Origin of the sequence: Empedobacter sp. GD03861 (genome assembly GCF_029840885.1) — a bacterium.
GTDB classification, from domain to species: Bacteria; Bacteroidota; Bacteroidia; order Flavobacteriales; family Weeksellaceae; genus Empedobacter; species Empedobacter falsenii_B.
Map to the genome: position 1 here is coordinate 52,343 of NZ_JAOCDJ010000008.1, position 25,366 is coordinate 77,708.

Annotated in this window: 22 protein-coding genes; 9 read left to right on the top strand and 13 right to left on the bottom strand. The window is 32.4% G+C overall.

From position 1 onward, the window contains the following. The 12 genes from N5D03_RS06355 to hisG form a co-directional block, all read right to left on the bottom strand. Positions 1-492: a DUF2271 domain-containing protein gene (locus N5D03_RS06355; RefSeq protein ID WP_125349871.1), complete on the bottom strand. Its 492-nt coding sequence runs from the start codon at positions 490-492 to the stop codon at positions 1-3. Positions 493-500: 8 nt separating this feature from the next. After that, complete coding sequence (locus tag N5D03_RS06360) at positions 501-1,964, bottom strand: ankyrin repeat domain-containing protein (RefSeq protein ID WP_280051200.1); 1,464 nt, start codon at positions 1,962-1,964, stop codon at positions 501-503. A gap of 178 nt (positions 1,965-2,142) precedes the next feature. Further along, the gene (gene hisIE / locus N5D03_RS06365; RefSeq protein WP_125349873.1) at positions 2,143-2,754 is read right to left on the bottom strand and encodes a bifunctional phosphoribosyl-AMP cyclohydrolase/phosphoribosyl-ATP diphosphatase HisIE; all 612 of its coding nucleotides are present in this window, start codon (positions 2,752-2,754) and stop codon (positions 2,143-2,145) included. Further along, positions 2,751-3,503, bottom strand: a complete 753-nt coding sequence (gene hisF / locus N5D03_RS06370; RefSeq protein WP_280051201.1) for an imidazole glycerol phosphate synthase subunit HisF — start codon at positions 3,501-3,503, stop codon at positions 2,751-2,753. The genes hisIE and hisF overlap by 4 nt, the downstream gene beginning before the upstream one ends. Before the next feature lie 90 nt (positions 3,504-3,593). After that, positions 3,594-3,950, bottom strand: coding sequence for a four helix bundle protein (locus N5D03_RS06375; protein WP_221410148.1), 357 nt, complete (start codon positions 3,948-3,950; stop codon positions 3,594-3,596). 75 nt (positions 3,951-4,025) lie between these two features. Next, positions 4,026-4,739 carry a 1-(5-phosphoribosyl)-5-[(5-phosphoribosylamino)methylideneamino]imidazole-4-carboxamide isomerase gene (hisA, locus tag N5D03_RS06380; RefSeq protein WP_280051202.1) on the bottom strand — a complete coding sequence of 238 codons (714 nt, stop codon included), beginning with the start codon at positions 4,737-4,739 and terminating at the stop codon, positions 4,026-4,028. A 75-nt stretch (positions 4,740-4,814) separates the two neighbouring features. Beyond that, positions 4,815-7,934 (bottom strand): S41 family peptidase, encoded by a 3,120-nt coding sequence (locus tag N5D03_RS06385; RefSeq protein ID WP_280051203.1) that lies wholly within the window; start codon positions 7,932-7,934, stop codon positions 4,815-4,817. A 19-nt stretch (positions 7,935-7,953) separates the two neighbouring features. Further along, the gene (hisH, locus tag N5D03_RS06390) at positions 7,954-8,532 is read right to left on the bottom strand and encodes an imidazole glycerol phosphate synthase subunit HisH (protein ID WP_280051204.1); all 579 of its coding nucleotides are present in this window, start codon (positions 8,530-8,532) and stop codon (positions 7,954-7,956) included. Positions 8,533-8,593: 61 nt separating this feature from the next. Continuing rightward, positions 8,594-9,727, bottom strand: a complete 1,134-nt coding sequence (gene hisB, locus N5D03_RS06395; protein WP_280051205.1) for a bifunctional histidinol-phosphatase/imidazoleglycerol-phosphate dehydratase HisB — start codon at positions 9,725-9,727, stop codon at positions 8,594-8,596. Positions 9,728-9,802: 75 nt separating this feature from the next. Then, positions 9,803-10,849 carry a histidinol-phosphate transaminase gene (gene hisC, locus N5D03_RS06400; protein WP_280051206.1) on the bottom strand — a complete coding sequence of 349 codons (1,047 nt, stop codon included), beginning with the start codon at positions 10,847-10,849 and terminating at the stop codon, positions 9,803-9,805. 14 nt (positions 10,850-10,863) lie between these two features. Beyond that, complete coding sequence (gene hisD / locus N5D03_RS06405) at positions 10,864-12,150, bottom strand: histidinol dehydrogenase (protein ID WP_280051207.1); 1,287 nt, start codon at positions 12,148-12,150, stop codon at positions 10,864-10,866. A gap of 71 nt (positions 12,151-12,221) precedes the next feature. Continuing rightward, positions 12,222-13,079, bottom strand: a complete 858-nt coding sequence (gene hisG, locus N5D03_RS06410) for an ATP phosphoribosyltransferase (protein WP_125349882.1) — start codon at positions 13,077-13,079, stop codon at positions 12,222-12,224. Between the two features lie 406 nt (positions 13,080-13,485). Between hisG and hflX the strand changes: the two genes are divergently transcribed. Further along, the gene (gene hflX / locus N5D03_RS06415) at positions 13,486-14,709 is read left to right on the top strand and encodes a GTPase HflX (RefSeq protein ID WP_221854272.1); all 1,224 of its coding nucleotides are present in this window, start codon (positions 13,486-13,488) and stop codon (positions 14,707-14,709) included. 293 nt (positions 14,710-15,002) lie between these two features. After that, a complete protein-coding gene (locus N5D03_RS06420) occupies positions 15,003-15,710 on the top strand; it encodes a DNA alkylation repair protein (RefSeq protein WP_280051208.1) in 708 nt (235 codons plus the stop codon). Between the two features lie 57 nt (positions 15,711-15,767). Here N5D03_RS06420 and N5D03_RS06425 read toward each other — a convergent pair whose 3' ends face one another. Further along, positions 15,768-16,475 carry a Crp/Fnr family transcriptional regulator gene (locus N5D03_RS06425; RefSeq protein WP_114997980.1) on the bottom strand — a complete coding sequence of 236 codons (708 nt, stop codon included), beginning with the start codon at positions 16,473-16,475 and terminating at the stop codon, positions 15,768-15,770. 75 nt (positions 16,476-16,550) lie between these two features. On the opposite strand from N5D03_RS06425, the gene N5D03_RS06430 reads away from it, so the two are divergent. The 7 genes from N5D03_RS06430 (at position 16,551) to N5D03_RS06460 (ending at position 25,335) form a co-directional block, all read left to right on the top strand. Further along, the gene (locus N5D03_RS06430) at positions 16,551-18,947 is read left to right on the top strand and encodes a heavy metal translocating P-type ATPase metal-binding domain-containing protein (RefSeq protein ID WP_280051209.1); all 2,397 of its coding nucleotides are present in this window, start codon (positions 16,551-16,553) and stop codon (positions 18,945-18,947) included. Positions 18,948-19,026: 79 nt separating this feature from the next. Continuing rightward, positions 19,027-19,191: a cbb3-type cytochrome oxidase assembly protein CcoS gene (ccoS, locus tag N5D03_RS06435; RefSeq protein WP_019974626.1), complete on the top strand. Its 165-nt coding sequence runs from the start codon at positions 19,027-19,029 to the stop codon at positions 19,189-19,191. Further along, positions 19,191-21,458 carry a cytochrome-c oxidase, cbb3-type subunit II gene (gene ccoO, locus N5D03_RS06440; protein ID WP_219033856.1) on the top strand — a complete coding sequence of 756 codons (2,268 nt, stop codon included), beginning with the start codon at positions 19,191-19,193 and terminating at the stop codon, positions 21,456-21,458. The genes ccoS and ccoO overlap by 1 nt, the downstream gene beginning before the upstream one ends. Positions 21,459-21,654: 196 nt before the next feature. After that, the gene (locus tag N5D03_RS06445; RefSeq protein ID WP_280051210.1) at positions 21,655-22,602 is read left to right on the top strand and encodes a cbb3-type cytochrome c oxidase N-terminal domain-containing protein; all 948 of its coding nucleotides are present in this window, start codon (positions 21,655-21,657) and stop codon (positions 22,600-22,602) included. 102 nt (positions 22,603-22,704) lie between these two features. Continuing rightward, a complete protein-coding gene (gene ccoG, locus N5D03_RS06450; RefSeq protein ID WP_280051211.1) occupies positions 22,705-24,186 on the top strand; it encodes a cytochrome c oxidase accessory protein CcoG in 1,482 nt (493 codons plus the stop codon). A 4-nt stretch (positions 24,187-24,190) separates the two neighbouring features. Then, the gene (locus tag N5D03_RS06455; RefSeq protein WP_038335014.1) at positions 24,191-24,634 is read left to right on the top strand and encodes a FixH family protein; all 444 of its coding nucleotides are present in this window, start codon (positions 24,191-24,193) and stop codon (positions 24,632-24,634) included. Then, positions 24,619-25,335, top strand: coding sequence for a sulfite exporter TauE/SafE family protein (locus tag N5D03_RS06460; RefSeq protein ID WP_280051212.1), 717 nt, complete (start codon positions 24,619-24,621; stop codon positions 25,333-25,335). Before N5D03_RS06455 ends, N5D03_RS06460 begins: the two co-directional genes overlap by 16 nt. Positions 25,336-25,366: the final 31 nt, after the last annotated feature.

Genomic DNA, 25,366 nt, shown 5'->3' on the forward strand with positions numbered 1-25,366 from the left:
TTATTGAACTTTTATAAAACGTACGGCTTTAATATAAACTGAACCTTTGATACCTGCTTTGTTGTCTAAATCCGAAGAATTTAATGCAACTTCAGCATCTTTTGCGACGTATTTTTGAGTTTCTACAGCAGATTCAAAACGTAATTTGTATCCTTTATTCAATTTTGCAGTATCAAACTCGATGACACGTGTCGCTCTCGCTCCTCCAGCAACTGAAGCACCTGTAATTCCGTTTAATTTTTCTTTTTTCTTACTATTAAATTTGTGCCATTCTTTTAACGTGTTATACCACTCGTTATCTGTTCCCAAAACACCTAAAGTTTTTTCGTATTGTCCTTTTGGATTGATTAATGAAATCACTACATAGGCTTCTTTTCCCGTGTAATTATTCATCTGAATCATTGTTTTGTATTTTGTTGTTTGTGCAAAAGTGGCAGTTGCCATTAAGATTACAACTAATCCAACTAATTTTTTGATTAAGTTAAATTTCATCTCCTTTATTATTTTAAAAAGTCAATAGACACATTATTTTTCTTTAAGAATTCGTTTTCTCCAGCCAAATCATAAGCTGTTTCGTCAAATTCTGTTTTAATATCTTTTTTCGCTCCAGCAGCAACCAAAGTTTTTAAGATTGCATCATCTTTCGCAATCAAAGCTGCTTTGTGTAACGCTGTATTTCCGTCTTCATCTTGTGTATTAAGATTCACACCTAATTCAATCGCTTTTTTCACCAAATTTACATTTCCTTTATCAACAGCGATGTGTAACAAAGTTGCACCTTTGCTTTGAGTAGCTTTAAAATCAACTTTTGCATTTGTTAATAAAGTTTGTTTTTCTGCGAATGATTCATCATTTGGTTTGAAAGAATTGAACCAATAATAAGTCAAATTATTTCCATCTTTATCTACAATATCAGCTTTAGCGCCTTTTTCTAACAATAAAGCAACGATTTGAGATGTTCCAGAAGCAACAGCTTTGGTTAAAGCTGACTCACCATTTTTATTAACCGCATTTACATTGTTTGCTTTTGATAAAAATGTATTGATTAAATCTGTATTTTTTCCTCCAGCAGCAATCATTAATGCAGTGTTTCCTTCTTTATCAGCAATTTTAGCATCAACACCTTTTGATAAGATAAAGTTGATTGTTTCTGAGTTTCCTCTGCGAGATAAAGCATGTAATAATGTTTGTCCGTCTGGATTTAACGCTTTTGGATTTAATTTATATTTTGTAATTAATTCTTGGAAAACTTCTACGCTATTTTCTTTTGTTCTCGAACCTTGAGTGGCAAAAAATAAAGCTTGATCTGTAGGTTTTACACCTTTCGCGATTAATTTATCTATGATTGATAAGTTTCCTAATTTTGCAGCATAATCCGCTACAGTACGTCCGTTAGCGTCTTTTTCGCTTAATGATAAACCTTTCGAAATAAAGTATTCTGTTACTTTTAAATCATCATCATTTGCAATCGCTTCCATAATTAAGTTAGTCCCATTTTCTCCTTTCACTTTTGGATTGGCACCAGCTTTAATTAACGCATCGTAAACCGCTATATTTTGATTTCCAGCACTCGCTGCATACGTTATCACATCGTAACCGTGACTATCTTTGTAGTGAACATCAGAACCTTTGGCTAATAAATAATTTACCAATTCTAAATTCCCCGCAGCCGCAGCCCATTGAAGATAAATTCTTGAGTGATGCGTTTTTTTATCAATAGAATTTCCTTCTTGTTCAATTAAAAATTTAGTCACATTAAAATCTGCTTTGTTGTTAATCGCTATCACAACAGGATCAAAGAAACCACCATTTTGAAAAGAAGGACTATTTCCTTTCGAAATTTCAGTTTTTACAGTTTCTATTGTTGGATTATTTTTCCAAAAACCAGCGTCCATCAACGTATTCGTTTGAGCTTGAATAAATGAAGCAACAAGGATAGCAGCAGAAATGAATAATTTTTTCATATGAATAGAATATATTGTAATGATTATTTAGACTAATTTTAATTTGATTTCAAAAGTATTATTTTTATTTATATTAATTCTAATTAAATTAAATAAATTTGGCTAATTCTGCTAAACATCAGTTTTTTGAAAACAAAAAAGATTGCTAATCTGCAATCTTTTATATTTCTAAACTACTTTACTCAGCTCGTCTTGGACCATTTTCTCTTGATTTCAAAACGTTTTCAACATCTTCCAATTTGAAACCTTTGGCTTTCAATAAAATTAAATAGTGATACAACAAATCCGCCGCTTCATTAATAAATAAATTATCGTTGTTGTCTTTGGATTCAATCACCAATTCAACTGCTTCTTCACCTACTTTTTGTGCAACTTTATTGATTCCTCTTTTGAATAATTTATTGGTATACGAATCTGGATCATTGTCTAAATCAATTCTATCGTTAATGGTTTGTTCCAATTCATATACAAATCCATGATTTGTTTCTTCTTTAAAACAAGTCGTAGAACCCGTATGACAAGTTGGTCCAAAAGGTTTTGCTTTGATTAAAACTGTATCGTTATCGCAATCAACTGCGATAGATTTTACTTCCAAAAAGTTGCCTGATTCTTCACCTTTTGTCCATAATCTATTTTTTGAACGAGAATAAAAGGTCACTTTTCTAATTTCTTGGGTTTTGTTAAAAGCTTCTTCGTTCATGTAACCTAACATCAGAACCTTGTTGTTAAGATAATTTTGAATAATAACGGGAACTAATCCGTCGTTACTTTTATTGAAATCGATGTTCATCGTATCGGAATATTTTGTTCTTTTAAATAATTTTTAAGCGTCGGAATTGGAATTTCACCAAAGTGAAAAATACTTGCAGCCAATCCACCACTTGCTTTGGTTTGGGTAAAAACTTCTGTAAAATGCTCCATTTTTCCTGCTCCACCCGAAGCTATTACTGGAAGATTTACAGCATCAGCAACCGCTTTTGTAATATCAATTTTGAAACCAGCTTTTGTTCCATCACCATCCATTGATGTTAATAAAATTTCGCCAGCGCCTAATTCTTCTACTTTTTTGACCCAATCTAACGTTTCCCATTCGGTTTTAATTTTTCCTCCGTTGACGAAAACTTTTTGTGTTCCGTTGACATCACGAGTATCTACTGCAACGACTACACATTGTGAGCCAAATCGAGCTGCTAAGTCAGCAATTAATAGAGGATTTTTAACCGCAGAAGAATTCACCGAAACTTTATCTGCGCCAGCTTTGATGACCGCCGAAGCGTCTTCTACCGAATTAATTCCGCCACCAACTGTAAATGGAATATTAATCGCTGAAGCAATTTTCTCTACCATTTCAGCTAAAGTTTTACGCTTTTCTAAAGTCGCTGTGATATCCAAAAACACCAATTCATCAGCGCCTTCTTCTACATATTTTTTTGCCAATTCAACTGGATCTCCCGCATCTCGTAAACCCACGAAATTAACGCCTTTTACCGTTCTTCCATCTTTGATGTCTAGACACGGTATGATTCTTTTTTTTAACACGTAGTATATTTTAGATTTACGAATTCAGATTTACAATTTAGGAATTTGCGATTTAATGATAATCGACAATCGTAAATCAAAAATCTCAAATCATTTATTTTGTTTATTTCTTAAAGTTTTTATTGAGCTAACAATAATTGATAATATTTCGTTGAGCTCGATTTTTAACTGATTAATTTTAGGTGATTCAAATAATTTAGATTCCTCTAAAATTTCCAACCAATAAATAGTTTCGTCAGTTTCTTCTTCAACGATTTTGAGTTTATTAATAAAATCAGCCGTTGATTTTGCACGACAAGCTGCTCTATAATTTGCTCCAATTGAAGTTGCACTTCGAATGATTTGATTAGAAATAGCTCTTGTTGCAATCGAATTTGGGAATTGATTAATCAAAAGAATAACGTCTATTCCAATTTGTTTTGTTCGTTTCTTAATAATCTCTTGCACTTTGTTTATTTTAGATTTACGATATACAATTTACGAAATCTTAATCGTAACTCGTAACTCATAAATCGTTAATCGCTAAATCAACAATCGTAAATCCTTCAAATCAATTCTCCCTTCATAAATCGCTTTTCCAAGAATTGCTCCTTCGCAGCCTAATTCTTTGACTTTGATTAGATCATCGATTGAAGAAACTCCGCCAGAAGCAATTAATTTGACATCCGAAGCTGCTAAAATTTCAGCGTACAATTCGTTTGAAGTTCCTTGTAACATCCCATCTTTCGCGATGTCTGTACAAATCACATAATCAATTCCTTTGGTTTTATATTCTTTGATAAAATCTATCACATCTACTTCTGAAGTTTCTAACCAACCATGTGTTGCTATTTTTCGATCTTTAGCATCCGCGCCTAAAATGATTTTATCGCTTCCATACTGTGAAATCCATTCTTGAAATAATGTTGGATTTTGAACCGCAATACTTCCTCCAGTAATTTGGTTTGCGCCACATTCAAAAGCAATTCTAATATCTTGATCTGCCTTAATTCCACCTCCAAAATCAACTTTTAAATTGGTTTTAGAAGCAATTAATTCTAACGTTTTATAATTAATGATTTCTTTTGATTTAGCTCCATCTAAATCTACCAAGTGCAAATATTCGATACCGTAATCCTCGAATTCTTTTGCAACTTCCAACGGATTTTCGTTGTATATTTTTTTTGTATCATAATCGCCTTGTGACAATCGAACGCATTTTCCGTCGATAATATCTATAGCTGGGATGATTCTCATAACTGTTATGTTAGATTTACTATTTTGGAATTACGATTAAGAAACAATCGTAATTCGTAAATTAACCTTCGTAAATTATTTTAATTCTTTCATGACCTCTTGGATTGCACGTTCCAATTGTGGGTCTTTATTTTCTAATCGATCTAAGAACGTATTTTTAATATAAATGTCAGGTTTAACTCCAGTTTTTTCTAAATTTTGTCCGTCCAAAGTATAAGTTCCCCAACTTGGTAAACGATAAAATGAGCCATCAACTAATCCTTTTCCAGAAGTGAAAATGATCCAACGATACGTTTCTTGCCCGATGATTTTTCCTAATTTCAAGGCTTTGAATCCTGCAGCTGTCATTTCTGCATCGCTCAATGAGTATTCGTTAATTAATAAAACAATTGGTTTTCCTGAAGGAGCAAAATTTGGTTGAACAGTTAATTGTCCTTCACGATATTTCCATTTCAAATAAGGTCTTTGCGATAAAAAGTTCAAAACTTTATCATGTACATTTCCACCTGTATTGAAACGTAAATCTAAAATGACACCATCTTTTCTATTCTCTTGCTCTACCATGTCCAATAAAAACACATCCAATTCAGAAGTAGACATATTTTTCATGTACGAATAAGCAATTCTATCGTTGCTTAATTTTTTTACACGCTGACGATTTTCATAAATCCATTCATCATATAAAAGCGATTTCAATTCATTATTTGAAATAGGATGAATCTTCGTAGAAATTGTTTTTCCTTTTCGGTCAAATTCAAGAGTTAATTCTTCTAATTTTTTAGGCGTTGTAAAATAAGTTTCACGATTCAGGTTTTGATCGATTTTTTGTCCATTTACACTCACTAAAATATCACCTTCTTGAATATCAACATTTTTAAGGAAAGCAGGAGATTTTCGTAAGATTTTTTCAACTGTAAAAGGTTGATCTTTTTTGAAAATAATTCCAGTTTCGTTTGTGAAATAATTCAATCTTCGACTTTCTTCTTTTCCGAAAGATGAAAAACCTAAATGCGAAGAATTTAATTCACCTAGCATATCATTTAGCAAAATTCTTAAATCATTTCGATTGTTTACATAAGGTAAAAACGTTGCGTATTGTTCTTTTTTCGCTTTCCAATCAATTCCATGAAAATTCTCATCATAGAAATTTTCTTCTACTCCAGCCCAAGCTTCTTCGTACATTTGATTGAATTCTGAAGCCAAGTTTTTATTGAAATTATATTTAATACTAACTTTTTCAGGATTTGTAGAATTAATACCAAATTTGTAAACAGAATTATCGATTAAAGCGTAAAGATTTTTTTCATTTTTCAAGATAAAATCAGCGCCTTTGTTGAATATTTTGTCTGTTTTATCTTCTTCAAAATCAGCGGTCGTTTTTCTGTATAACTGAAATTTACCATTTTCTTGGTTAGTATTATAGAATAAAAATTGCTTTTTATCATCCGCAAAAACAAAAGGATTTGTCTGATATCCAAAACGGTCTGTTACCAATTCAATTCTTTCTAAGAATCCTTCTGGATTAATAGTTAATGCTTTAAAATCGTTCTTTTCTTCTTTTTTCTCTTTCTTCTCAACCTTTTTTTCTTCGACAAATAAATTATCAAATTTTTCTGATTTATAAGCTTGATCAAACCAATCTAAAGAAGCACGATAAATACTCGATTCTTGCATTCCCAAAGGATAGGAAGGGTTTTTTCTGTCGCTTGAAAAATAAATGTATTTTCCGTCTGGTGACCAAGTAGGGTCAGCTTCTGAAACACCAGTATTTGTTAAATTAACCGTTGTATTTTTCTTGATGTTGTGAATAAAAATATCTAACTCGAAATTACGTTTTGCAGAGAATAACACATATTCATCATTTGGAGAAAAAGATGGTTTCGAATTTTGGAAAGCCCAAATTTCATCTTTAACAATTGTTGATGATTTAAGTGATTTCAAATCTAATAATCTTACTTCATCGCGTCCGCTTAAATAAACAGCTTGTGATAAATCATTGTTGAATGTAATGTCTCGATTATTTCTTAAATCAGAAGTTAATTGTTCAACTTTTCCTTTTCCGTCAGCCGAAATTTTAAACCAATTTTGGTAACCTTTATACGTTTGGTTGAAGATTAAATTTTTGTTGTCTTTTAACCATTTTACTTCTAAAACACGCTCTTTTCCATCAGAAATTTGATTGACAAACTTTCCTTCATTATCCGAAACAAAAATAATTCCTCTGCTTACAAAGGCCATTTTCTTTCCATCAGGAGAAATGTCAAAATAATCGATGTTATTATCAACTTCAAAATTTTGCTCTTTTTCTAAAGATTTATTCGAATTAACATTAATTGTAAGAGGTTTCGACGTTTTAGTTTTTACATCGTAAACAAATAATTGATAATCTTTTTCGAAAACAACTTTTGAACCATCAGCCGAAACAAAAGGTTTCTTAATTGAAGTTTCAAATTTTGTTAACGCTTCTTTTTTACCATTTGCTAATTGATATAAGTTGTATTCGCCATTATTTTCGTCCGAAATAAAATAAATAATTCCGTTTTTATCAACTGTAGGATTGAAATCTTTTCCGTTATAATCGGTATATTGTTTATAACTTTTTGTGGTTGGATTATATCCTAATAAATCTGGATTATTTTCTCCTTTGTATCTTTTTCGTGTAACTTGACTTGCACTTTCAGATGAATTTGTGAAAATATATTCGCCTTGAGGAGTTTCTACTAAACCATTTGTTGTGTTGAAATAATTTGTAAAAAGCGCTTCTGGTGTTTTTCCATTTAAATTAATTTTAAAACTTCCAAATCCATTATTTTGGTTTGATGTAAAATAGATCGATTTACTATCCCAGCTCCAACTTTCGACTTCGTCTTTGGCTTGATGAAACGTCAATTGCTTAATTTTTCCACCATTTATAGGCATTACATAAATATCGTAATTCCCGTATTGATTAGAACTGAATGCCAACCATTTTCCGTCTGGTGAAACACGAGGATTGATTTCTTCTCCTTCTAAAGCCGTTATTCTTGCTGCATTTCCGCCATTTATATCGGTTGACCAAATGTCGCCATCGTAACTGAAATAAACCGTTTTAGCATCTGGACTTAAAGAAGGAGTAGAGGTGAAATACACTTTTTCCTGAGCAGAAACCTGCGAAATGGCAAAAGCACTAAGTAAAGTAAAAACTATTTTTTTCATGTGTGTGAATTTATAATTACTATAAACTTAGAAAGTTTTTTAGTATTTGTTCTCCTATTCCTGCAGATTTCTCTGGGTGAAATTGAGTTGCGTAAAAATTATCTTTATTTAAAGCAGCTGAATATTCTAAAATATAGTCTGTTTTCGCAATCGTATATTCTGAATTTTCGCAATAAAAACTATGTACATAATAAATGTCAGAGTTTTCTTGAACATTATTAAACAAAGGTGTTTTTAAATCATAAATCGTATTCCATCCCATATGAGGAACGATTTCTGTTGAAGGAAATAATTTCACTTGAATAGGGAAAATTCCTAAACAATCGGTATTTCCTTCTTCCGAATAAGCGCACATTAATTGTTGTCCCAAGCAAATGCCTAAGGTTGGTTGTTTTAAGTTTTTAATGACTTTATCTAATCCTTTTACTTTTAAATAAGTCATTGCGGAACTTGCTTCTCCAACTCCTGGAAAAATTACTTTGTCAGCATTTTGCAAAGTTTCAAAATCGTCTGTAATTATAGCTTCGAACCCCAAACGAGTTACTGCATTATATACCGATTTTACATTTCCTGCATTGTATTTTACTATTGCTACCATATTCTTTGATTTACGACTTTTGATTTACGATTGATATTAATCTTAAATCTTCATTCGTCAATTATAAAAGTCCTTTTGTTGAGGGTAAAATCATTTTTTCAGGATCGCGTTTTACAGCTACTTTAATGGTTTTTGCAAACGCTTTGAAAATCGCTTCTATTTTGTGATGTTCGTTTGTGCCTTCCGCTTTGATGTTTAAGTTGGCTTTTGCTCCGTCTGTAAATGATTTGAAGAAATGATAAAACATTTCTGTTGGCATTTGACCAATCATTTCACGTTTAAAATCTGCTTCCCAAACCAACCAATTCCTTCCGCCAAAGTCAATCGCCACTTGTGCTAGACAATCGTCCATTGGTAAAGTAAATCCGTAACGTTCGATGCCTAATTTGTTTCCTAAAGCTTGGGCAAAAACTTCACCCAAAGCAATTGCTGTATCTTCAATTGTGTGGTGTTCGTCAACTTCTAAATCGCCATCGACTTTAATCACCAAATCCATTTGTCCATGACGCGCAATTTGATCTAACATATGATCGAAAAAGTGAATTCCTGTCGATATATCCGATTTTCCTGTTCCGTCCAAATTCAAATTGATTTTAATTTTTGTTTCATTCGTATTACGAACAATTGAAGCAGTGCGATTTTGAAGTTTTAAGAACTCGTAAATTTCTTTCCACGACCTTGTTTTTAAAGCAATCGTTTCATTCAAACCTTCGTTATCATTGATTTCGTCTGCGCCTAAAGCTTCATCATTCGCGATAAAAATTCCTTTTCCACCCAGATTTTGAGCTAATTTCACATCCGTTATTCGATCACCAATCACAAACGAATTTACTAAATCATATTCAGGATTGTCGATGTATTTCGTCAATAGAGCAGTACCAGGTTTACGCGTTGGTGCATTTTCGTGGGCAAAAGTTTTATCAATGTAAATATCCTCGAATTTCACGCCTTCGTTTTCAAAAGCTTTTACCACGAAATTTTGAATCGGCCAGAATAATTCTTCTGGATTAGCGGGCGTTCCCAAACCGTCTTGGTTCGTAACCATTGCTAATTCGTAATCCAATTCTTTCGCAATTTTACCTAAATAAGTAAATGCTTCAGGATAGAATTCTAGTTTCGAAAAGCTGTCAACTTGGTAGTCATGTGGTTCTAAAATCAGTGTTCCATCACGGTCTATGAATAGTATTTTTTTCATAATTTTATATTTACGATTTACAATTTTTGATTTACGAATGACAGAAATCGTCAATCGTAATTCAAGAATCATAAATTAAATTATTTTAAGTGTTTGTATTAATTTTTGGTTTTCCTCTTCTGTTCCAATCGTTATTCTTAAACAGTTTTGACACAAATCATCGTTGTTTCGATTTCGAATAACAATTCCTTTTTCAACCAATTGATTGTAACGTTTGTTCGCATTATCAACTTTAATCAAAATGAAATTCGAATCGCTTGGATAGATTTTTTCTACAAATGAAATCTCAATTAAAGCAGTTTCTAAAACTTCTTTTTGTTCGATAATTGTATTTGTAACAGCTATCACTTTATCGTAATCGCTTAAAATTTCAATCGCTTTTAATTGCGTTAATTGATTAATATTATAAGGCGGTTTGATTTTATTCAAAACATACACAATTTCTTGTGAAGCATACAAAATTCCTAAACGAATTCCAGCTAAACCAACCGCTTTTGATAAAGTTTGTGTAACAATAACGTTTGGATAATTTTTGATTTCTTCTATCCAAGACGTTTCTGTAGCGAAATCAATATAAGCTTCGTCGATAATCACTAATCCATTGAAACGATTTACAATTTCTAAAATAGTTTCTCTTTTGATGATTTCTCCAGTTGGATTATTAGGCGAACACAAGAAAATCATTTTCGTATTGTCATCAACTTTTGAGAAAATATCTTCGATATTTGGTTGAAAATCTTCTTCGTTTAATAAAGATTTTCGGTATTCAATTGCATTCAGATTAGCTAAAACACCATACATTCCATAAGAAGGAGAAATCGCAATAACATTATCTTGATTCGGTTCGCAAAATGCACGAAAAATTAAATCTAACACTTCGTCACTTCCGTTACCTAATAAAATTTGATTTGCAGGAAATTTTTTGATTTTACTTAAAATCGATTTTACATTACGTTGTAAAGGATCAGGATAACGATTCAATCCATTATTGAAAGGATTTTCGTTCGCATCCAAGAAAACGAAATCGTTATTTATTTCTTGAAATTCGTCACGAGCTGATGAATAAGCTTTCAGCGTTTTTACGTTAGGACGAATGATGTTATTTATGTTGAATGAATTCATGTACGATTTTTGATTTACGATTTTAGATCATTTAGTCTTAAGGTTACTGCATTTTTGTGCGCAAATAACTCTTCGGCTTCAGCCATTAATTCGATTGCTGGACCAATGTTTTGAATTCCTTCTGCTGATAATTTCTGAAACGTGATTTTCTTGATAAAACTATCAAACGAAACTCCTGAATAATTTTTTGCATAACCATTAGTTGGCAAAGTGTGATTGGTTCCTGAAGCATAATCACCAGCCGATTCACACGAATAATTTCCTAAGAAAACTGAACCTACATTAATAATTTTATCGATATAATTTTCAGCCATTTCGCAAGCGAAAATTAAATGTTCAGGTGCATAAATATTTGAAAAAGTTACACATTCTTCGATAGAATTTAAAACAATTCCTTTTGAATTTTCTAACGCTTTAGTCGCTAATTCTTTTCTTGGTAGAACTTCTAATTGAGCATTAATTTCAATAATTGTTTCGTTTAATGTTTGCTCGTTTGTTGTTAATAAAATCACTTGTGAATCTATTCCGTGTTCTGCTTGCGATAATAAATCGGCTGCGACATATTTAGGAACTGAAGTTTCATCAGTAATTACCAAAACTTCGCTTGGACCAGCAGGCATGTCGATGGCTACACCAAAGTTTTGAGCAACTTGTTTTGCTGCAGTTACATATTGGTTTCCTGGACCGAAAATTTTATCCACTTTTTGAATCGTTTCTGTTCCAAAAGTTAACGTTCCAATCGCTTGAATTCCGCCAACTTTGTAGATTTTTTCAATTCCGATTAAGTTCGCAGTATATAAAATTGCAGGGTGAATTTTTCCTTCTTTATTTGGAGGTGTACATAAAATAATATTTTGGCAACCAGCTAATTTAGCAGGAATTCCTAACATTAAAGTTGTAGAAAATAACGGAGCTGTTCCACCTGGAATATAAATTCCAACATTTTCGATACCGCGAGATTCTCTCCAACAATTTACTCCTTTTGTGGTTTCAATAACTTTTACTTCTTCACGTTGTTCAGTGTGAAACTTCTCAATATTAGAAGCTGCTAATTGAATTGCTCCTTTTAATTCTTCAGAAATTAAAGTTTTTGCTTCTTCAATTTCTTGAGTAGAAACTTCTAAAGAAGTTAGCTTAACTTGATCAAATTTTTCTGTAAAATCAATTAAAGCTTGATCTTTCTCGGTTTGAATTTTTCCAAAAATATCTAAAACTATTTCTTGTAAATCTTGTGCTTCTTTCGTTGGTCGAGCTGTTAACGTAGACCAATCTGAAAGTTGAGGTTTGATATATGTTTGCATTTTGTTACGAATTACGATTTTAGAATTACGAATTACGATTCAATCGTAAATTGTAAATCGTCAATCAAAAATTATAAAATCATTTTTTCAATTTCTAGTACTAAAATTCCTTCAGCACCCAAAGCTTTCAATTGCTCGATGATGTCCCAAAAAGTATCTTCTTTAATTACAGTGTGGATTGATGACCAACCTTTTTCGGCAAGTGGTAAAACTGTTGGAGATTTCATTCCGGGTAACAAAGCAATGATTTCTTCTAACTTTTCGTTGGGCGCGTTTAATAAAATATATTTGTTCTCAGAAGATTGTTTTACCGCTTCAATTCTAAATAAAAGACGATCTACAATTGCTTGTTTTTCATTGTCGAGATTTTTGTTAGAAATTAAAACTGCTTGTGATTCAACCACTGTTTCCACTTGTTTCAAACCATTTGTTAATAATGTTGAACCTGTAGAAACGATGTCAAAAATAGCATTTGCCAAACCGATACTTGGAGCAATTTCTACGCTTCCACCAATTTCTTCAATCTTAACGTTGATACCTTTTTCTTGGAAAAATTTTTGTAAAATACGTGGATAAGAAGTGGCAATTTTTTTGTCTTGAAAATAACTTAAATCTGTATAAGCTTCATCTTTCGGAATAGCTAAACAAAGTTTACAACCTGCGAATCCTAATTGACGAATTTGAGTGACATTTTTATCTTTTTCCCAAACTTCATTTTCTCCTAAAATACCGATGTCAGCAACGCCTTGTTCTACATATTGTGAAATATCGTCGTCTCGTAAGAATAAAACTTCGATAGGGAAATTTGGAGATTCGGTTCTTAATTTTCGATTACTTGTAGAAATTTTAATTCCGCAATCTTTCAATAATTCGAGTGATTTTTCACTTAATCGACCACTTTTCTGAATGGCTATTTTTAATTTACTCATTTTTAATGTTTTATATTTTTTAAGTTTGAGTAAATCGATGATTAAATCTTGAAGTAACAAAAAATCCCGTTCGATTTACTCAAACGGGATTTAGATATTGTGATAAAATCATTACATACCACTATCTGCTCGCTTGAGTGCAAGTATGATGGTGATGATGATGTAATTGATTTTTGTACATTTTTACTTTTTTGTCGGAACAAATGTAGAAAGGAAATTTTAATTGACAATAGATTTTTTGAAAATTAGTAAATAAACTTGTTATTAATTATGAAAACCTTATTTTTTTCTATTTTTATCCAAAAGAACTCAAATATTTATTGAGTTTTATTGATTTGATTAATTCTCAATATTTTATAGAAAGTTCGGTTACATCCAAAACTTTCTTTTATTTTTGCAGTAATATATGTTAGAAAAACAAGAAGCACAATACGAAAAAGTAGTTTTAGTTGGATTGATTACACGTGAACAATCCGAAGAAAAACTGACGGAATATATGGACGAATTGGAGTTCTTAGCTTATACAGCTGGAGCGACAGTTGGAGAACGTTTTACGCAAAGAATGGACAAACCTGATTCTAAATTCTTTGTAGGAAGCGGGAAATTAGATGAAATCACGGCTTTTGTCGAAGAATATGATATTGATACAGTTATTTTTGATGATGAATTAACGCCTTCTCAGTTGAAAAATATTGAGAAAGTTGTCAACAAAAAAATCATCGACCGTACACAATTGATTTTAGATATTTTTGCTCAACGAGCGCAAACTTCATATGCACGTACGCAGGTAGAATTGGCTCAATACCAATATTTATTACCACGATTAACACGAATGTGGACACACTTAGAGCGTCAACGTGGAGGAATTGGTATGCGTGGTCCTGGTGAAACGGAAATTGAAACGGATAGACGTATTATTCGTGATCGAATTACGTTATTGAAAGAGAAATTGAAAGGAATCGATAAGCAAATGGCGACTCAACGTAAAAATCGAGGAGCATTGGTACGCGTTGCGTTGGTTGGGTACACAAATGTTGGGAAATCAACGTTGATGAATGTCTTATCGAAGTCCGAAGTTTTTGCCGAAAATAAATTATTTGCAACATTAGATACAACGGTTCGAAAAGTGGTAATTGGTAATTTACCTTTCTTATTAACGGATACTGTTGGGTTTATTCGCAAGTTGCCAACACAATTGGTAGAATCGTTTAAATCTACATTAGATGAGGTTCGTGAAGCGGATTTGTTGGTCCATGTTGTGGATATTTCGCATGCGAGTTTTGAGGATCATGTGAATTCTGTGAATCAAATTTTAGCTGAAATAGAGTCGAAAGAAAAACCAACGATTATGGTTTTCAATAAAATTGATAATTTTTCTTATATCAAACAAGATGAAGATGATTTGTCTGAAAAGAAATTTGAAAATTATTCGTTAGAAGATTGGAAACGTACGTGGATGGCGAAAACAGATTATCCGACATTGTTTATTTCGGCAACGGAAAAAGATAATTTAGAAGATTTGCGAAAAACGGTTTATGAAGAAGTGAAAGAAATTCACATGAAACGTTTTCCTTATAATAATTTCCTTTTTCAATATTACGATGAGGAAGAAAATGATTCGGAAGAGTAATAGTTTTAATTTTTAGATTTTTTAAGATTAAAAATTAGAATTAATATAACCATAAATAATAATCCAATTTGAATATAAAGACCCATTGAATTTTCAGGAAAATTATTATACAACTTTATAAGACCATTGATTATTATAATCAGGAAGAAGAATAATATTAGAGGCTTGTGTTTGAAATTCATAAATGTAAGTTTGCATTAAAGTTATTAAATTTATATTTAATATTTTAAAATAAATAAGAGTTCAGTTTTTGGACTCTTTTTTTGTTAACTTCAAAATCTAATTGATAAAATATGATAGAGCAATTAAAATCAACTTTACAAGATTTAGCGGACGATGATAAAGCGAAGATTATGATGCGTTTTTTCAAAACTGGAAAAGGAGAATATGGTGAAGGAGATATTTTTCTTGGGATTTCTGTTCCGAATCAACGTTTGATTGCGAAAGAATTTTATCAACAAGTTTCTTTAAATGACATCAAAAATTTATTGAATTCCGATATTCACGAATGCAGATTAACTGCTTTATTGATGTTGGTTTTGAAGTACGAAAAATCAAAAGATGAACAAATAAGAAAAGATATCATCGATTTTTATCTTGCTCAAACTTCTCAAATCAACAATTGGGATTTGGTTGACACAAGTTGTTATAAAATTTTGGGACATTATTGTTTTCATCAAAAACGAGAAGAATTGCTTTTTGAATTGGCGGATTCTGATGATTTGTGGGAAAAACGAATAGCAATTGTATCAACGATGTATTTTATCAAACAAAAATCATTTTCAATTGTTCCAGAAATTGTGTTGAAAAATCTTAATCATTCGCACGATTTAATGCATAAAGCAAATGGTTGGATGTTGCGTGAAATGGGAAATATGAACGAAGAAAAGTTGATTGAGTTTTTGGACGAATATACATTACAAATGCCAAGAACGACGTTGAGATATGCGCTCGAAAAAATTGATCCAATTCTCAAAGATTATTATATGAAATTGAAATAGTTTGCATAAAAAAGTCGCTCACAGAGCGACTTTTTATTTTATATAAAGAATAAATTCTTACAAAATAACATGACCTAATTTTGTCAATTTTTGATGATCTAAAACTTTTATTTTTCTTCCTTCAACTTCGATTAATTCATCAGTTTTGAATTCAGAAATCAAACGAATTGCAGATTCTGTTGCTGTTCCAATCAAATTTGCCATTTCTTCGCGTGTCAACGAAATGTTGATAAATCCGTCTTTGTCTGTTCCTAATTTTCCTTCTAATAAAATTAAAACTTCAGCCAAACGTTCGCGAACTGTTTTTTGTGCTAAATAAGTAATTGTTCTTGCATATTCTCCCAAATCTTTTGCAATTCTTTGTAAAATATTGAAAGCTAATTTTGGATTAACTTCTAATAATTTTAAGAAGAATTTTTCTGGAATATAATATATTTCAACAGGGGTCATTGCAGTTGCAGATGCACCAAAAACTTCTTGACTTAAAATTGAGCGATAACCGATAATGTCACCTTCGTTGATAAAACGTAGAATTTGCTCTTTTCCATTAAAACCAATTTTGAACAACTTAGCAGTTCCTTTCATGACGCAATATATACCTTTTGGTGTGTGACCTTCCTGGATAATTTCGTCTCCTTTTTTTAGGTTGATGATTTTCTTTTCTTGCTCAAACTCCAATAATTCTTCCTTACTAAAAACCCCGAAAGACTCTGGGTTATCAAACATCGCTTTAATCAATACTACATTCTCATTAAACTCTGACATATCTTGTTGTTATGACTTAATTCATACAAAGTTAACGTTAATTCTGATAAAAGGAAAGTAATTTTGTAAAATAGTATGGAAGAGAATTGTTTTCACTGTGGTCAACGAATTGAAGAAGAGGTTATTCAGTTCGATGAAAAGGATTTTTGTTGTCAGGGTTGTAAAACGGTTTACGAGATTTTAAACGTAAATAATTTAAAAGATTATTACGACCTTAATCGTAATGCAGGTTTGCGTCCTGATGGAAAAAGTAATCATCAATTTGATTTCTTAAACACAAAAGAAATCTTTGATAAAGTTGTCGATTTTTCAGATGATGGCGTTACTGTTGTGTCCTTTTATGTGCCTGTAATGCATTGTACTTCGTGTGTTTGGTTGTTAGAAAGTTTGGATACAATTAATCCAAATATTATATCTTCTAATGTCAATTTTACGCAAAAAACTGTTCAGATTACGTATCGAGATGCGGATTTGAAATTAGGTGATTTGGCAAGATTTATTACAAATTTAGGCTATAAACCTTCGATTAATCTAAAAACATTAGACAAAAAGAAAAAAAGCAAAGTCGATCGTTCTTTAGTGAGCAAATTGGTTATTGCAGGATTCTGTTTTGGGAATATTATGCTTTTATCATTTCCAGAATATGTCGAAGTTTTTGGTAATGTAAAAGAACAATGGTTAGATCAAAACAAAGGATATTTCCGTTGGACAATGTTCGCGTTATCATTGCCTGTTTTCTTTTATTCATCTACCGATTATTTTGTTTCGGCTTGGCAAGGTCTGAAAAATAAATATATCAATATCGATGTGCCAATTGCGTTAGGAATCATCGTGATTATGTTCAAATCGACTTATGATATCATTTTCGATATTTCGCCAGGTTACTTTGATACATTAGCGATGCTTTTATTTTTGATGTTGACAGGGAAATGGTTTCAGCAACAAACAATGCAAGCGTTGGCATTTGATCGAGATTACAAATCGTTTTATCCAATTGCAGTTGCAAAATTAGAAAATGGTTATGAACAACCAATTTTGTTGGCTGATTTGAAAAAAGGTGATCGAATTTTAATTAGAAATGAAGAAATTATTCCAGCCGATGCTATTTTGATGAAAGGTGAAGCGATGATCGATAACTCGTTTGTGACTGGAGAATCTCGTTTGATTCAGAAAAAAGCTGGAGATAAAATATTTGCTGGGGGAAAACAATCTGGGCATGCAATTGAGTTGGAAATTATTTCGGATGTTAATCAAAGTTATTTAACCCAATTGTGGAACAATGATGCTTTCCAGAAAGAAGAATCTGAGTTGAATGCTTTGACGAATAAAATCAGTCATTATTTTACATTAATCATTCTTATTATTACAGCAATTTCTGCTGTTTATTGGTATTTCCACGATTCGTCAAAAATATTAGAAGTTGTTACATCTATCTTAATTATTGCTTGTCCTTGTGCGTTAGGTTTGTCATCTCCATTTATTTTGGGACACATGATGCGTATATTCGGTAATAAGAAATTCTATGTAAAAAATACATCGACAATCGAAAGAATGGAGAAAATTACAGATGTAGTTTTCGATAAAACTGGTACAATTACGGAAAGTGATGAAGCGCAAGTGCAATACGAAGGGAAAGAACTTTCGGAGTATCAAAAACAATTGGTAAAAGCGTTGATTAGAAACTCTAATCACCCATTAAGCCGTACATTATATAAAAAGTTGACTGTTGACGATCATTTACCGATTTCAAATTACGAAGAAATTGTAGGAAAAGGTCAGCAAGCTAATGTAGATGGACATCAAATAAAAGTTGGTTCGAGAAGTTTTACGAATGCTATTTTTAATGAAAATACTTTAAATCAATCTCAAGTATTTATATCAATTAATGAAGAAGTTTTTGGTAAATTTGTTTACACCAATCGATATAGAAAAGGTTTAGATCGTTTATTGAAAGAATTGGATGCTTATCAGTTACACGTTTTGTCTGGGGATAATGATTCTGAAAAAGAATATTTAGAAACAATTTTTCCAACCAATGCAAAATTGATTTTTAATCAATCACCAACTGATAAGTTAGAATATATCAAACAACTGGAACAAGATGAGAAGAAAGTGATGATGCTTGGAGATGGATTGAATGACGCTGGAGCTTTGAAGCAAAGTACAGTTGGGATTTCTATTTCTGAGGATATTAACAGTTTTTCGCCTTCATGTGATGGAATTTTGGATGCAAAAAGTTTTTCAGCAATTCCAAATTTCTTAAAGTTATCGAAGACCACGATGAAATTTGTAAAAATTGCTTTTTTTATCAGTTTCTTGTATAATATTGTTGGACTTAGTTTCGCTGTTTCTGGTTATTTACAGCCAGTTGTAGCGGCTATATTAATGCCAATAAGTTCTATTTCAGTGTTAATTTTTGCAACGGCAAGTACGCGAATTGTAGATAAATTAACAAAATGGAATTTAGATTGATTTTAAATTAGACTTATACATACTGCTCTGACCAAAATCATTGTGATAAGAACTTAGGGCTTTGTAATTTTGTGGAGCTATGGGGATATTATTATTAATGATATTAGTTAGTGTCTCTTTGGGGGCAATTTTCTTACTTTTATTCTTTTTAGGGTATAAGAAAGGACAATTTGATGAGGATGAATCCCCAGCAGTGAGAATGTTAAAAGATGATAAAAAAACACAAGATAAAATCGACTCATAATGCAAATGCAGACTTTTAGTTACGACAATAAGATCGTAAAGTATTTCCTTTATGCCACATTGTTTTGGGCAGTTATGGCATTTTTCTTTGGAGTATTGGTTGCAACTTTGTTGTTTTTTCCAACGTTACCAGAATACATCTTCGGATCGGATGATGGTACAATCGGAGGGAACATCCAAGGGTTAATCAATTCACAAGGGACACTTGGTTTTGGTAGATTAAGAATGATTCACACAACATTTGCGGTGTTCGCGTTTGTTGGAAACTCGTTCTTTACCGGAGCTTATTATTCAATGCAAAGGTTGTTGAAAACCAGAATGTACAGCGATGTTTTAAGCTGGATCGTTTTCTGGGGATGGCAATTATTTATTGTATTATCATTTGTAACATTTATCTTAGGATACAACACTTCTAAAGAGTATGCTGAGCACGAATGGCCAATTGATATTTTAATCGCTTTAGTTTGGGTATTGTTTGGAGCACAAATGTTCTTAACGATTGCTAAACGTCGTGTTCGTCATTTGTATGTAGCAATTTGGTTCTTTATCGGAACTTGGGCTGCAATTACAATGTTACACGTGTTTAACAATTTAGAAATCCCTGTAACATTTAGCTTAACGGCTCCGAAATCATATTCATTGTATTCTGGAGTTCAAGATGCGTTAGTACAATGGTGGTACGGACACAATGCGGTAGCATTCTTCTTAACGACACCTATCTTAGGATTAATGTATTACTTTGTACCAAAAGCAGCTAATAGACCTGTATTCTCATACAAATTATCTATTATCCACTTCTGGTCATTAATCTTTATTTATATTTGGGCTGGTCCTCACCACTTGCTTTATACCGCATTACCAGGTTGGGCACAAGCTTTAGGAACAGGTTTCTCTATCATGTTAATCGCTCCATCTTGGGGAGGTATGTTAAATGGTTTATTAACATTACGTGGTGCATGGGATAAAGTACGAGAAAATCCTATTTTGAAATTCTTCGTAGTTGCCTTAACTTGTTATGGTATGGCTACTTTTGAAGGTCCAATGTTAGCAACAAAAACATTAAATAAAATTGGTCACTTTACAGACTGGGTTCCTGCTCACGTACACGTAGGTACTTTAGGATGGAATGGATTTATCGCTTTTGGTATGATCTATTATTTAGCACCAAAATTATTCAATACAAAATTAGCTTCTGTTAAGATGGCTAATGCGCACTTCTGGATAGGTACTTTCGGTATCTTATTCTGGGTAATTCCTATGTATGTTGCAGGATGGACACAAGGTTTAATGTGGAAACAATTCGCAGCAGATGGAACATTAGAATATGGTAACTTCTTACAAACAGTTACAATTCTTAAACAATGGTTATATCCATTGCGTGCATTTGGTGGAACATTATACTTAATAGGAGCAATCTTAATGATTATCAATGTTTGGAAAACTGTAAAATCTGGACACTTTGTTGCAAATGAAGAAGCAGAAGCTCCTGCATTGGCTCCAAAAACAGCAGCGCGTACACAAGGAGAAGGCGTACACTCTTGGATCGAAAGAACACCAATCGTGTTAACAATCGGAGCTGTATTAACTTTAGCAGTAGGTGGATTAGTAGAGATTGTTCCTACAATCGTAGTAAAATCTAACGTACCTACAATTGCAAGTATCAAACCTTACACTCCATTAGAGTTAGAAGGACGTGATTTATATATTAGAGAAGGATGTAATGCTTGTCACACGCAAATGGTTCGTCCATTCCGTGATGAAGTAAAACGTTATGGTGAATACTCTAAAGCAGGAGAATTTGTTTACGATCACCCATTTTTATGGGGTTCTAAAAGAACTGGTCCAGACTTACACCGCGAAGGAGGTAAAAACCCAGACGCTTGGCATTACAAACATATGTGGAATCCACGTTCTACATCAGATGGTTCTATCATGCCACGTTACCCATGGTTAATTGAAAACAAATTAGACCGTGAGTTAACGCGTGATAAAATGAAATCAATGGTTGCATTAGGTGTCCCTTATCAACAAGAAGATTTTGACAGTATGCAAGTTTCTATGAACAAACAAGCTTTAGCAATCGAGCAAACTATCTTTAAAGATGCGTCTGATTTGAAAGAGTTATATGCGAAAAAAGAAGCAGAAGCTAAACAACAAGGTAAAGAGTTTGTTCCGTTAAGAGATCGTGAGATTACAGCGTTAATCGCATATTTACAACGTTTAGGAACAGATATCAAAGCTGAACAAGTAGAGACAGCAAGTAACTAATGTTAAAATATTATAAAGAATTCCTTTCTCAGTATGAGTATGCATCTTTATTGCAGACATTAATCCTAATAGGATTTATAGCAGTCTTTGTGACAATTTTTGTTAAGGTTATGAAAAAACCAAAAGAGTATTACAAAGACAGCGAGTCAGCAGCTTTAGATTTAGAACCAGAAGAGAACGAAAAAAATAATACAAAATGAGACAACGTACCCCGGCTTATATATTTATTCCATTAACGCTATTAGCAGTAATCTTAGCGTTTACAATGGTGACGCCAGTAGATGTGGTGCCAGAACCAGGTTTTCAAGGAATGATGCACAATTTATTGGAGCACTTGAAACATGTGTTTGCACAAGGAATTTTCTGGGCAGTATTAGCAGTTGCAATCGTGATGCTTTTAATCATCAATGCTTTAAACAAAGTTGTTGAAGCAGAGAAATTCAAAAGATTATCTGAAGATGAACAAGCTAAATATTTAGAAGAAGCTAAAATAGGTTACTTCAAAAGATTGTTCAGTAGTGCTGGTAAAAAACAATCAGACGAAGAAGAAGAATCTATTATCTTAGATCACGGTTTTGACGGAATCAAAGAGTTAGACAACGCTTTACCACAATGGTGGTTATCATTATTCTACTTTGGTATAGTATTTATGGTAGTTTACGTAATGGCATATAGCTTCACAGACTTTGCTCACATGGACAAAGAATACGAAGAAGAAATGGTTTACAAAGATGCGCAAGATAGTATTTGGGCAGTTGCAAATGATATTGATATCACAGGAGCTGTAAACAAATCTAACGATCCTGCAATCGTAGAACAAGGTAAAAAAATCTTTGAGCAAAACTGTACACAATGTCACATGGAAGGTGGTAAAGGAGGTATTGGACCAAACTTAACGGATGATTACTGGGTGAATCATGTAGAAGATAGTTTGTTCAAAAATATCTATCACATTGTTTATAATGGATCTCCTCACAATCCTCAAATGCGTGCATTTGGTCAACGTAAAGAGTTATCTGGATTAGCAATTGAGAAAGTAGCTTCTTATGTTTATTACATCAACCAAAAAGAACCTACGAAAACAGTTGCAGAAGGTGCAGCTGCTCCTCAAGGTGACTTAATGGAAGCATGGAAACAAAAGTAATTCATTAATAATTACAACAAATATCATATTGAAAGAGAGCTTATTTATAAGCTCTCTTTTCTTTTTTAGTCGTAAATTTGTATATATTTAAAATTCACTAAAATGAGTGTTCAAAATTCTGACCCAAAAGATGAATTTAATTTAGACGATTATTTGGATGATAACAGCCAAATGAACGAAGATGTTCGTAGTTCCATTGGAACCATGGAGCGAACCGGAGAACGTAAATGGGTTTATCCTAAAAAACCAAAAGGTAAGTTTACAAACTATAGGACGTATGTAAGTTATGTATTGTTAGCAATATTAATCTTAACGCCTTTCTTTAAATTACCTAATGGAAATCCATTGTTCAAATTTGATGTTTTGCACAGCCAATTCATCTTATTCGGATTTCCGTTCTTTACATCCGATTTCTTCCTTCTAGCTTTAGGAATGATTACGACAATTATTTTCATCGTTTTATTTACCATGGCTTATGGTCGTTTATTTTGTGGATGGGTATGTCCGCAAACAATTTTTTTGGAAATGGTTTTCCGAAAAATAGAATACGCCATAGAAGGAGATAGAGCAAAACAAATTAGATTAGATAAGCAAGATTGGGACGAAGAAAAAATTCGTAAAAAATTATTGAAATGGACCATCTTCGCAATCATTTCATTTATCATCGCCAATGTATTCTTAGCTTACATTATTGGAGCTGATGCGTTGTATGATGTGATAAAAGAAGGACCAGCCGAAAATGTAGGAACATTGGTTGGATTAGTTTTCTTCTCAGCAATGTTTTATTTCGTATTCGCATGGTTTCGCGAACAAGCGTGTACATTGGTTTGTCCTTACGGACGTTTCCAAGGTGTATTAATTGATTCGCATACAATCAATGTAACATACGATTTCAAACGTGGTGAAGGAACAGCTGGTCGAGCAAAATTTAAAAAGAACGAAGATCGTAAAGCTGAAGGAAAAGGGGATTGTATTGACTGTGGTCAATGTGTTGTTGTTTGTCCTACTGGAATTGATATTCGTAACGGAATCCAATTAGAATGTGTTAACTGTACAGCTTGTATTGATGCGTGTGACGAAGTAATGGAAAAAGTCGGTTTACCAACAGGATTGATTCGTTATGCTTCGGAAGATGATATCAAACGTGGCGAAAAATTCAAATTCACAAAACGATTAGCTGCTTATACATTTGCTTTATTATTATTAATTGGAGCAATGACAGCTTTCTTGTTCTCTCGTTCTGATGTAGAATCTAAATACCTTAAAGTTCCTGGAACAGATTACAAAGTAGAAGGAAAATACTACGTTAATCAATTCGAGTATACATTGTACAATAAAACGAATGCAGATCAAATTGTAACTGTTCAATTGCTATCACACAAAAACTCAAAAGTAGAAATGTATGAAGGCGAAAATAAATTGAACATGGAAAAAGGTCAAATCATTCAAGGAAAATTCTTCTTGAAAATTCCAATGGATGAAGTTAAATCGTACAAAGAAAAAGTAGTGATTGGCTTAGTTAATCAAAAAGGAAAAGTAATCGATAAATACGAAACGAGCTTCTCAGCTCCATTCAAATATTAATCATATGAAGTTAAATTGGGGACATTATGTAGCAATTGCTTTGGGATGTTTTATGATATTCATTCTATCATTGTTATATTTTGCAGGAGATACAGGTGGAATGGTAACCGAGGATTATTACGAAAAAGAAATTCATTTTCAGGATGAAATAAATGCTGAAAAACGTGCAAATGCTTTGGCCGAAAAACCAGAAGTTATTGTACAAGCAAATGGATTTTTATTTCAATTTCCAGCAACTACTGCTGCCGATTTTAAAGGAGATATTTTTTTGATGCGTAATGATGACGAAACAAAAGATGTCAAAATGCCGATTAAATTATCTGATAAAAAGAATTTTTTAGTACCATCTGTTAAGTTAATTGACGGAGAATACGAATTAACTTTAAGCTGGAAAGAAAATAATCAAACTTATTTGATTAAAAAGTCCATTCGATGGATTTCACAATAGTTATCATAGCATTATCCATAGGTCTTACATCGTCCCTGCATTGCGTGGGGATGTGCGGGCCTATTGCTTTATCTTTGGGATTAGAATCTCAAAACAAACTAAAATTTACACTTCGTAATTTGACGTATCAATTAGGACGTGTAACAACTTATACAATTTTAGGCGCAATTTTAGGATTGATTGGTGAATCATTTTCATTTGTTGGATTACAAAATTACTTAAGTATTTTGATTGGAGTTTTGATGATTATTATGGTCATGATTCCAAAATTCTACGAAAATGGTGCTACGCAACTTCGCCCTGTTAACGCCTTGATGGTAAAAGTAAAACTCTCTCTTGGTAAATTCTTAATCAAGAAAGATTCTTCCTCTCTTTATATAGTTGGTCTATTAAACGGACTTTTACCTTGCGGAATGGTTTACGCTTCACTTACAGCAGCCATTGGTTTAGGATCAGTTTACAAAAGTGCACTATTCATGTTCTTCTTTGGACTTGGAACCTTGCCTTTAATGTTTGCCACCGTTTTATTTGGTAATTTTTTATCAGTGAAACAACGTCAAACTATCTTAAAAATCTTACCAATTATCACACTTATTTTGGGTGTATTATTTATCCTTCGCGGATTAGAATTAAACATTCCTTTCATTTCACCAGCCAAAGAAGCACTTCAGCTAAATGGAATGGATGAGCATTGTATGTAAATTTATTTGTAATTAATTGAATTTTTGAATT